4 protein-coding genes are annotated in these 10,163 nt (G+C 40.4%); 2 read left to right on the forward strand and 2 right to left on the reverse strand.

Annotated elements, in window-relative coordinates; genetic code table 11:
* Positions 1-799: 799 nt before the first annotated feature.
* Positions 800-2,008: a hexokinase family protein gene (locus BHV72_RS05710; RefSeq protein ID WP_286855090.1), complete on the forward strand. Its 1,209-nt coding sequence runs from the start codon at positions 800-802 to the stop codon at positions 2,006-2,008.
* 96 nt (positions 2,009-2,104) lie between these two features.
* Here BHV72_RS05710 and BHV72_RS05715 read toward each other — a convergent pair whose 3' ends face one another.
* Positions 2,105-4,093 carry a retaining alpha-galactosidase gene (locus BHV72_RS05715; RefSeq protein ID WP_286855092.1) on the reverse strand — a complete coding sequence of 663 codons (1,989 nt, stop codon included), beginning with the start codon at positions 4,091-4,093 and terminating at the stop codon, positions 2,105-2,107.
* Between the two features lie 197 nt (positions 4,094-4,290).
* Between BHV72_RS05715 and BHV72_RS05720 the strand changes: the two genes are divergently transcribed.
* Positions 4,291-5,805, forward strand: coding sequence for an SLC13 family permease (locus BHV72_RS05720; RefSeq protein WP_022041822.1), 1,515 nt, complete (start codon positions 4,291-4,293; stop codon positions 5,803-5,805).
* 82 nt (positions 5,806-5,887) lie between these two features.
* Here the strand turns inward: BHV72_RS05720 and BHV72_RS05725 are convergent, their stop codons facing one another.
* Positions 5,888-9,904: a hybrid sensor histidine kinase/response regulator transcription factor gene (locus BHV72_RS05725; RefSeq protein WP_286855096.1), complete on the reverse strand. Its 4,017-nt coding sequence runs from the start codon at positions 9,902-9,904 to the stop codon at positions 5,888-5,890.
* Positions 9,905-10,163: the final 259 nt, after the last annotated feature.

Below are 10,163 nucleotides of genomic sequence, written 5' to 3' on the forward strand. Positions count from 1 at the left end.
GTGGAACAAAAGAGAGGATAGGGGAAAAGCACAAGGAGAAAGACGTAATATTAAAAAAACATGAACATAGCATATGGTATTAAAGGGAAGACTGCAGAAGAAGAAAAAGCATATAGCAGGAGAAAAATATGGAGTAGAGAGAAGAAAGAACAGGAAAGGGGGCTATGAGAAATAACTCAATTATGAGGGAAAAAACAGAAAAACTATGAGAAATAACTCCGTTCCTTTTTATTTCTCATAAATTAATTAATTGAGAATAAATTAGTTATATAAAAAACATGAGAATATGAGATATGAAACTGAAAAAGCGTTGGCATTCCTTCCTTGTGTAATTGAAAATGCTTCCATTAATTGCCCTTTTCTATTTTCAGAAGCAATCAAATCCCCTGTATCATACCTAATAAGCGGCATATCAAAATTATGAAATGATGTTCCTACCAAATGTCCATCAACATTTTCCGTCAAACCATAGGAAAAAAAGGTTTATATTGATTATTTTTTGATTCATCATAAGCCAAAAAACACATTTCACTATGTCCATACCAAGAAATCCAATCTAAATTCCAATGTTGTTTTATAATAATAAGAATAATGTATAAAAAGTCGATGCATCTCTTTGTGGAACATTATGAAATGGAAGAAGTGATGCAGGAAGAAACCTTGATGAGGGCGTTTCAGAGGTGGAGGAAGTTGGTGAGAGAGAATAAGAATAGTTACTAAATAAAAAAGAGAGAAGCAAAACAAAGCTTTAGTTGTTATTCATACATAAACATATTATATAGATTAAAAAGTCAATATCATGGAGAAAAATATTTTTAAGTTAGATAATGAACAGCTCAAAGCAATAGCCCGTTCATTTAAAGAAAAAGTAGAAAAAGGATTGAACACTGAAAACGCTGAAATCCAATGTATTCCTACCTTTATTACTCCGAAGGCTGACAATATCAACGGTAAATCACTTGTGCTTGATCTCGGAGGAACCAATTATCGGGTAGCACTCGTTGATTTCAGCAAATCGGTACCGGACATTCATCCCAACAATGGTTGGAAGAAAGATATGTCGATCATGAAATCGCCGGGGTATACCCAAGAGGAATTATTTAAAGAGTTAGCAGATATGATCACCGGAATAAAACGGGAGGAGGAAATGCCTATCGGCTATTGCTTTTCTTATCCGACCGAATCCGTGCCCGGCGGGGATGCAAAACTGCTGCGCTGGACAAAGGGAGTTGACATCAAAGAGATGATTGGAAAATATATCGGGAATCCCCTACTCAACTACCTGAATGAAAAGAATAAAATCAAGTTTACGGATATAAAAGTATTGAATGACACCGTAGCCAGTTTATTTGCAGGACTTACAGACAACAGTTATGATGCATATATAGGACTGATTGTAGGAACAGGCACTAATATGGCTACTTTCATCCCAGCCGACAAAATAAAAAAGCTGAATCCAGCGGATAATATTCAAGGCATGATTCCCGTCAATTTGGAATCCGGGAATTTTCATCCGCCATTTCTTACCGGAGTGGATAATACAGTCGATGTAATTTCCGGTAACCCCAGAAAACAACGTTTCGAGAAAGCAGTATCCGGTATGTATCTGGGAGATATTTTAAAAGCAACTTTTCCTTTAGAAGAATTTGAAGAAAAATTTGATGCGCAAAAACTTACCGCTATCATGAACTATCCGGATATATACAAGGATGTATATGTACAAGTGGCGCAATGGATATATACCAGATCGGCACAGTTGGTGGCCGCTTCAATTACAGGGCTTGTCATGTTGTTGAAATCATACAATAAAGATATACGTAGGATTTGCCTGGTGGCTGAAGGCAGTCTTTTCTGGAGTGAGAACAGAAAAGATAAGAATTATCACAGTATTGTTACAGAGGAATTAAAGGAGCTTTTCGACTTGTTCGGTTTGAAAGATGTTACAGTCGATATAAAAAGTATGAATAATGCGAATCTGATAGGTACAGCCATTGCGGCATTATCGTAACAAAGAAAATTCGGTGCTGTATCAAAGCCCTGATGCAGCACCGAATCTGTTTCAAACCATACCTATGACATAGCTTTTTATTATACCTTAAAACGGCTATTTTATTTGAAGTGCAAAACCTCCTCCGGGAGCCAAATGAATTTTCAACTTACTATCCTTCTTTACAGAGAAAGATTCCCGTTTATAGTCACGTCCGACACGGTGAGCATTGACTCCGTCTTTAAATAAAGTGGCGTTATATGCCTTATCTCCCAAAAAAGGACAATCGACTTCGATATCCCTGGCCGTCCAATCAGTAATTCCGCCTATATACCAGACATCCCCTTTCCGGCGTGCAGTGACAATGTACTCTCCCATTTTACCGTCAAGCACAATGCTTTCATCCCATACAGTCGGAATGGCAGCTATAAAATCTGTTGATTCCGGCTCGCGCATATAGTTGCTCGGGTTATCACATAACATATTGAAAGGTGACTCGAACACCACATACAAAGCCAACTGCCGGCAACGTGTCCCCTGGCTCATCGGTTCTGAATTGCAAGGATAATAATTACCTTTCGAAGCATTCCTCATCGCGCCCTGTGTATAGTCCATAGGACCGGAAACCTGACGAATAAAAGGAATCATCACATCATATTTCACCTGATCGAGTGAAGCCGGGCTCCACTTCATCTGCTCCAGTCCGTTTACCCCTTCGAAGTTCAACACATTCGGATAAGTACGGTTCAGACCTGCCGGTTTGTGTGTGCCGTGCAAATCGAGGATCATCTTATATTTAGCACAAGTCTCGGCGGCCCGGTAGTTGAATGCGGTCATTTCCTGATCGTCACGGTCCATGAAGTCGACTTTAAAGCCTTTCACCCCCATTGCAGCATAATGACGGCAGACATTCTCCATATCACGTTCGAAAGCATAATAACCTGCCCAAAGAATGATACCTACATTTCTGTCAGCGGCATAATCTACCAACTCTTTCAAATCAATATCTTTCACCACCTGCATCAGGTCCGCCTTCAGATTGACCGCCCAACCTTCATCAAGTATCACATATTCTATACCCTTTGACGAAGCAAAATCAATATATGCTTTATAAGTAGCATTATTCACTCCGGTAGCGAAATCGACACTATCCAAGTTCCATGCGTTCCACCAATCCCAAGCCACTTTGCCGGGTTTGATCCATGAAAGATCCGACAAGCGTGAAGGCGCAGCCAGCAAATAGCTCAGATTACTTGACGCCAAGTCTTTATCGGAAGTAGTCACAATAGCCATGCGCCATGGGAAACTTCTGGGCTTATCCACCTTTGCTATATAATCCTCGCGTTCTGCCACCAACATCTGAAGTTTGTTATGTCCGCCCTGAACAGTACGCTTCGGATATGGAGCAAATTTGCCGCTCAACCGATTTTCACCTTTAGCAGCAGACAAGAAAAGCCCCGGATAATTCTCCAGATCGGACTCGGTAATACAAATCTTAACCCCATCACCGGCTTCCACCACTAGCGGCAGAAACATCAAACGCTTCTTATTTTGTTTAGACAGATTATTTGTAACATATGTATTTTCAAAAGAGTTGAAGAACTGAGATTCATAATCACCGTCCTTTCCTCTATTCACATAAGGCACGGAAGCAACCGCATCAAACGGGAACTGATAGTCAACAATCTCATCCAGCACATTGAAAGGCTTCTTAGCCCGACTAACAAAGCGATAAACGATTCCGTCATCGTATGCTCGAAATTCCACATTCCAGTCTTTTTTAAACCGCAATGTCAGTTCATTATAATGATCTCTCAATTCATTGGCACGATAGAAGGGAGAAGACACCATACGATCAACACTTTTCCGGGAAGTACCGGACAATTTCGCTTTCTCACCCCATACTTCTCCGTTGTCCAACGACATGGCTATCGGCGAGGGAGCCAGAATCTGCCGTCCGTCACAAGTAATATCGTAAGTCAGTTGATCGCCTATGGTAATAGTAGTTTGCAGATTCCCGCCCGGAGAATTCAGAGTAAATTGCTTTTGTGCCTGTGCAGTAAATACACAACATACACACATTAGTAAGACTGTCAGTTTTTTCATGGTTTTAATTATAGTTATTATCAAATCAACAAAAGAACGGTACAAAAATAAAAATAATAAATTAGCAACCTACTATAATACTCCCTTAAAAACATTTTAATAGGAAAGGCTTTGAAAAAACTTTCTCGCTAAATTATGACATATAGAATAAAAAGCTATTTTTGCACCGTTTTTTAATTTTATCTTAAACTAATATTATGTACAAGATTTTTCATGGCTTCCATCTAGTGGAAGCTTATCAGGATTTAAAGAAAGCCAGACGGTTGGCAAAGAATCAGGCAGTGGCCAGATGTATTAAGTTAACCGTAGCTATTACCATTTCCCTTATTCTATGGCTCCTCCCTATCGACACATTTGGTATAGAAGGGTTAACCGTTATAGAACAAAGACTGATTTCTATCTTTATTTTTGCCACACTTATGTGGGTTTTCGAAGCTGTCCCTGCATGGACTACTTCCGTACTGATTGTCGTATTACTATTACTTACCGTTTCCGACAGCAGTTTATGGTTCCTCACTCAAGATATTCCAGCAGGAGAATTGGGACAGACAGTTAAATATAAGTCCATTATGCACTGCTTTGCCGATCCTATCATCATGTTATTTATCGGTGGATTCATACTTGCCATTGCTGCGACCAAAAGCGGTCTGGACGTATTGTTGGCACGTGTCATGTTACGCCCCTTCGGAACACAATCACGCTATGTATTATTAGGATTCATTCTTGTTACGGCTGCATTTTCAATGTTCCTCAGCAACACGGCTACAGCTGCCATGATGCTCACTTTCCTCACCCCTGTATTAAAGGCACTTCCGGCAGACGGCAAAGGAAAAATCGGTCTGGCCATGGCCATTCCCGTAGCTGCTAATGTAGGCGGTATGGGAACTCCTATCGGTACGCCACCCAACGCCATTGCACTAAAATACCTGAATGATCCGGAAGGGTTGAACTTGAATATCGGCTTCGGAGAATGGATGAGTTTTATGCTGCCTTACACCATTATCGTACTGTTTATTGCATGGTTTATTCTTTTGCGGTTGTTCCCTTTCAAACAAAAGAATATTGAATTACAAATTGAAGGCGAAGCAAAAAAGGACTGGCGTTCGATCGTAGTTTATATTACTTTCGCCATCACGGTCGTATTATGGATGTTCGACAAGGTGACAGGAGTTAACTCCAACGTGGTAGCCATGATTCCGGTAGCCGTATTCTGTATAACAGGAGTTATCACCAAACGCGACCTGGAAGAAATCAGCTGGAGCGTACTCTGGATGGTAGCCGGCGGCTTCGCACTAGGGGTTGCCTTACAGGAAACCGGACTTGCCAAACACATGATCGAAGCAATCCCATTCAACACATGGCCTCCTGTATTAATGATTGTCGGCTCCGGACTGATTTGTTACGCCATGGCAAACTTCATCTCACACACGGCGACTGCCGCATTGCTCGTTCCCATTCTTGCCATTGCGGGAAGCAGTATGCGTGAGAACCTGTCTTCGCTGGGAGGTGTAGAAACTTTATTGATCGGAGTGGCAATCGGTTCATCATTAGCAATGATATTGCCTATCAGTACTCCGCCCAACGCTTTGGCACATGCCACAGGCATGATTCAACAAAAGGATATGGAGAAAGTCGGTATAATCATGGGAATTATCGGACTGATACTTGGATATACCATGTTGATTATACTTGGTTCTAATAAGATGTTATAAATTTAAGTACCCCTTTTCCATAAAATTAAGACATAGAAAAAGCCCTGTGAGAACCAATCATTCTTACAGGGCTTTTTACTAGTCAGTCTTGCTCTGAAGACTGAGAATGTATCTTCTCCGCCTCTACATACTTACTCGGACTTACTCCATAATACTTTTTAAATACCTCACGGAAATATTTCGCATCCGAGAATCCGACCTTGTCGGCAATCTCCGTTATTGTATATTCACCCTGCTTCAGCAACTGTGCAGCATGTTGCAAACGTATCAGCCGGATATAATCAGCCGGAGCATAGCCGGTCAATGCCTTGAGTTTGTTGAAGAAGCTCGTACGACTCATATAATGCAGGTTGCTGAGCATTTCCACATTAAAGTCCGAATCCCCCATGTTCTTCTCTATACATTCCTTGACAGAAGCAATGAATTTCCAGTCTAAGGTATTAGTGCAATTAACCGGAAAATTCGGTTCTTCATCTTCGATACTATTATAAACCCGGCGGAGCAAAGCACGATTTGTTAGTATGTTCTTAATCGTTGCTTTGAGTATCCCCACACTAAAAGGTTTGGTAATATAAGCATCCGCTCCGATTTCCAATCCTTCGAGCATATGTTTCTCATCCCCCAGCGCAGTCAGCAAAACAACCGGAATATGAGACATCTCAAGATCCCCCTTTATAGTTGCACAAAGTTCATCTCCACCCATCTCAGGCATCATTATATCGGATATGACGAGATCCGGATTAAATTCCCGGATTATAATAAGAGCCTCCTTTCCATTCGGACAGGACTGGATATTATAACCCGTCCGAAGCATATCCACCAGATAATTACGCAAATCATCATTATCCTCCACTATCAAAATACGCTGCAAGGAACTGTTGATCCGGGATATCTCCATATCCGGCAATCCCGGCGTATCACCTGTTACAATAGTCTCCAAACGTTCATCCGGTGTTTTGGGAGAGATAAATTTTGCTTTATGGAAATGGCTATTTCCTTTCGGAAAAGTAATCCGTACACAAGTTCCTTGATTTTCAGCACTCTGAATCTGAATCTTACCTTTATGTAACTTAACCAGTTTGTATACCAGCATCAGTCCGATTCCGCTACCTGTCACCTTCAGATTAACGACATTACTACCCCGAAAATAGTTTCTGAACAATTTCTTCTGTTCACACGTTGGAATACCGATTCCCGTATCTTTCACCTCAATACTCCAACTATTTCCTTCCTCGGAAGCGTAAATACACACACTACCGTCTTCAGGTGTATATTTCAATGCATTTGAGAGAATATTCTTCAGAATAGAGCTCATTTTGTCACTATCAAACCACACACTCAAATAGTCAAAATTGCTTTCATAAACAAACCTTACATGCTTCATCTCGGCATATTTGCGGAAAGTGGCGCAAACATCATTCATATAAGTATTCAACTCATACTCAGAAACATAAAGAGTGGAAGAGTAGACATCTATCCGTTCGAAATTTATCAGGTTGGTTGTCAACTGAAGTAATGTATTCACATTTTTAAGAGCCATATTTATATGAGGTAGTGCCTGTTCAGCCCCCATGCGATTTTCCAAGACTTCCTCCAATGGAGCTTTTATCAATGTTAACGGTGTACGTATGTCGTGTGCCGTATTAATGAAGAACCGTGTTTTTTCGTCCGACACCTTCTTCTGTTTATGCAACATGATGATACGGAATATAATACCCATAACCAACACCAACAGAATTACATATCCCACCATAGCCCATACACTGGCCCATACAGGAGGCGTTATAATAATCTGAATACTTCTTGTCTCATAAGTCTTATATTTTTCTTCATTGGATACGGCACGAATTTGTAATGTATAACTGCCGGGAGGCAGATTTCTGATGATAATCCGGTTATCCTGACTCGGACGGCTCCACTCTTTATGATAACCATCGATTTTCCATGAAAAAAGAATATTGGAAGGATAATCATAGTTGATAGAAGCTACATCAAGAGAAAACGTGTTTTGTCCGTAAGCTAGTTCCAGCCGGTCAGTTTCGTCAATATCCTTTTCCAAAGGTGATCCTTCATCACCCGGGTAAACAGGATGATAAGCTATCATAAAATCACGCAATAGCAAACGCGAATAATGTGGCTCCGGTATCTGTATGTCTGTTGGAAATTTGACAGCACCGTCATTTCCCCCGAAAACAAGCGCACTTTTGTTATAGGTCGTAGCAGAGCCTGCATTAAAATTAACACTCATCAATCCTTGTTCCCGTGTCCAGTTACGAAAGAAGTGCTCCTCAGGTGAATAAATCGTTATGCCATTTTCCGTACCCATCAGGAGACTCCCGTCCTGACGCGGAAGAATTGTATAAATATTATCGGAGATCAGCGCACAGTTGTCACTTCGGTACTGATGAATAAAGTTCTTCTTATTAATGTCATAAACAAGAAGTCCGGCTCCACGGGTACCAATATACAAAATTCCGTCTTCTCTTTGGTATAATGCGCATATATAGAGAGATTCAACAGGCAGGTCAATATACCTGTAAACTCCGGATTGTTTGTCAAGCAGATAGAGCCCCATTCGGGTACCAATCCACATCTGCCGGGAATCCTTCTCCTGAATGGTAGTGATAGAGTTTACTCCCGGATATAAACGCACACTTTTAGTCTCAAGATTGATGCGTTTCAAATGATAATACCCTCCGGACCATATATCACCGCCCGAGTCTTTTTTTATGTCAAAAATATATTGATCGGGCCGTACCCCTGCAATAGCAGCAGGAGAAAGGTAACTTATCTTAAACCCCTTCTTCTTTTCTATCTTGTAAATACCTGATGTAAAACCGCCCGCCCATATCACACCGGGAGAGACTTCACACAACGCTAAGAAAATGTGATTTTCATCATCAGGTACCGGATCAAAAGAACTGAAAAAAGAACGCCATTCTTTTGTATCAGTCTGATAGATACTGATACCGTTACTGGTTGCAAACCAAAGGTCGCCATCACTGTCCTCCAATACATCATGAACCTGATCGTTCACCAGTGAGCGGCTATTGCCAAGAGAATGCCTTATCAAGTCATAACTTCCATAACGGTTGTTACGAACGGTAATACCGGTAGGATAATTGGCAAGCCAGATACGTTCTTCTTCATCTACATAGATATCATTGATATTGTTTCCGTTCATCCCGTTATAACTACTATAATTGGCAGTTATATAGGGCTCACTCATATAGGTATTCACATCCAGTTTATATACACCTTTTCCACCCGTAGCTACCAAAAGCTCATGAGCGTTCAAAGCAACTATCTGGTTTATCTCTACATTATTGGGTGATTGACAAGGAATGATTTTCCCTGTCCCCTCCATGTCATATATAAGTACCCCCTCTTTGTAGCTTCCTATAAACAGTTGTTTTGAGACGACATGATAATAGAGTTCATGCACTGGTGTACTGATACTTTCCACCGTTTCATCGGATAGCAGTTTCAAACTCCCATCTCCTATTCCGGCACGAAACAGACCGCTTCCCGTACCAATAAAAAAATGGTTACCATCCGCCTGTTCAATGGTAGTTATTTCACCAATAGCCGGCGCCGGCATATGTGTCGTTGTTCCGGTACGAATATTATACCAGATAATACTATCTTTACAGCATAACCATATACGGTCACTCTTGTCCAAATAACCGTAATTCAGAAATGCCTGCGACTTATTTCTAATCAACTCCGGATGCACATAAGCCAGTTCGAATTTATCATGTTGCAAATCGTACCTGAAAATACGACCTTTCTGACCGATTACCCATAATACATTTTCGCTGTCCATGTAGAGCCAGTTTAAGGCAATACGTGAATCCAGTTTCATACTGTCGTCTGAAAAGTTGTAATACTTGATATGTTTGCCATCATAACGGTCTATCCCCTCCTGAGTCAGAAACCACATATACCCCCGTTGGTCCTTTTGGATATGGTATATTTTTTGGTTATTCAAACCGTCCTCCAGACCTATATACTTATAAATCTGCCCTTTACTTACAGTACTACTTATGAGAAGAAGCACAAAAAACAAACATCTTCCCATTTTTACAAAACCATTCATGTCTTTCACAAATATTCAAAAATACCCTGCAAAAATATGAAAAAATTAATTAAAATACAAGATATAAATGTATTTATATTTCAATCAGTAATCATCATTAATTTTTCATATCCTCAGTTTTTAGTTTGTGGAAGAATATATCATAAATGAAAATGGGGAGAGAGTATTTTTCCTCCAATTAATTTGCATCTTTCAATATATTATCCGAATATTGCAGAGATGAAAAAGCACACTATGAATCCAGTTGATGAAAAAATCA

It is taken from the genome of Bacteroides sp. 43_46, from assembly GCF_001915455.1.
Taxonomy (GTDB): Bacteria; Bacteroidota; Bacteroidia; order Bacteroidales; family Bacteroidaceae; genus Bacteroides; species Bacteroides caccae.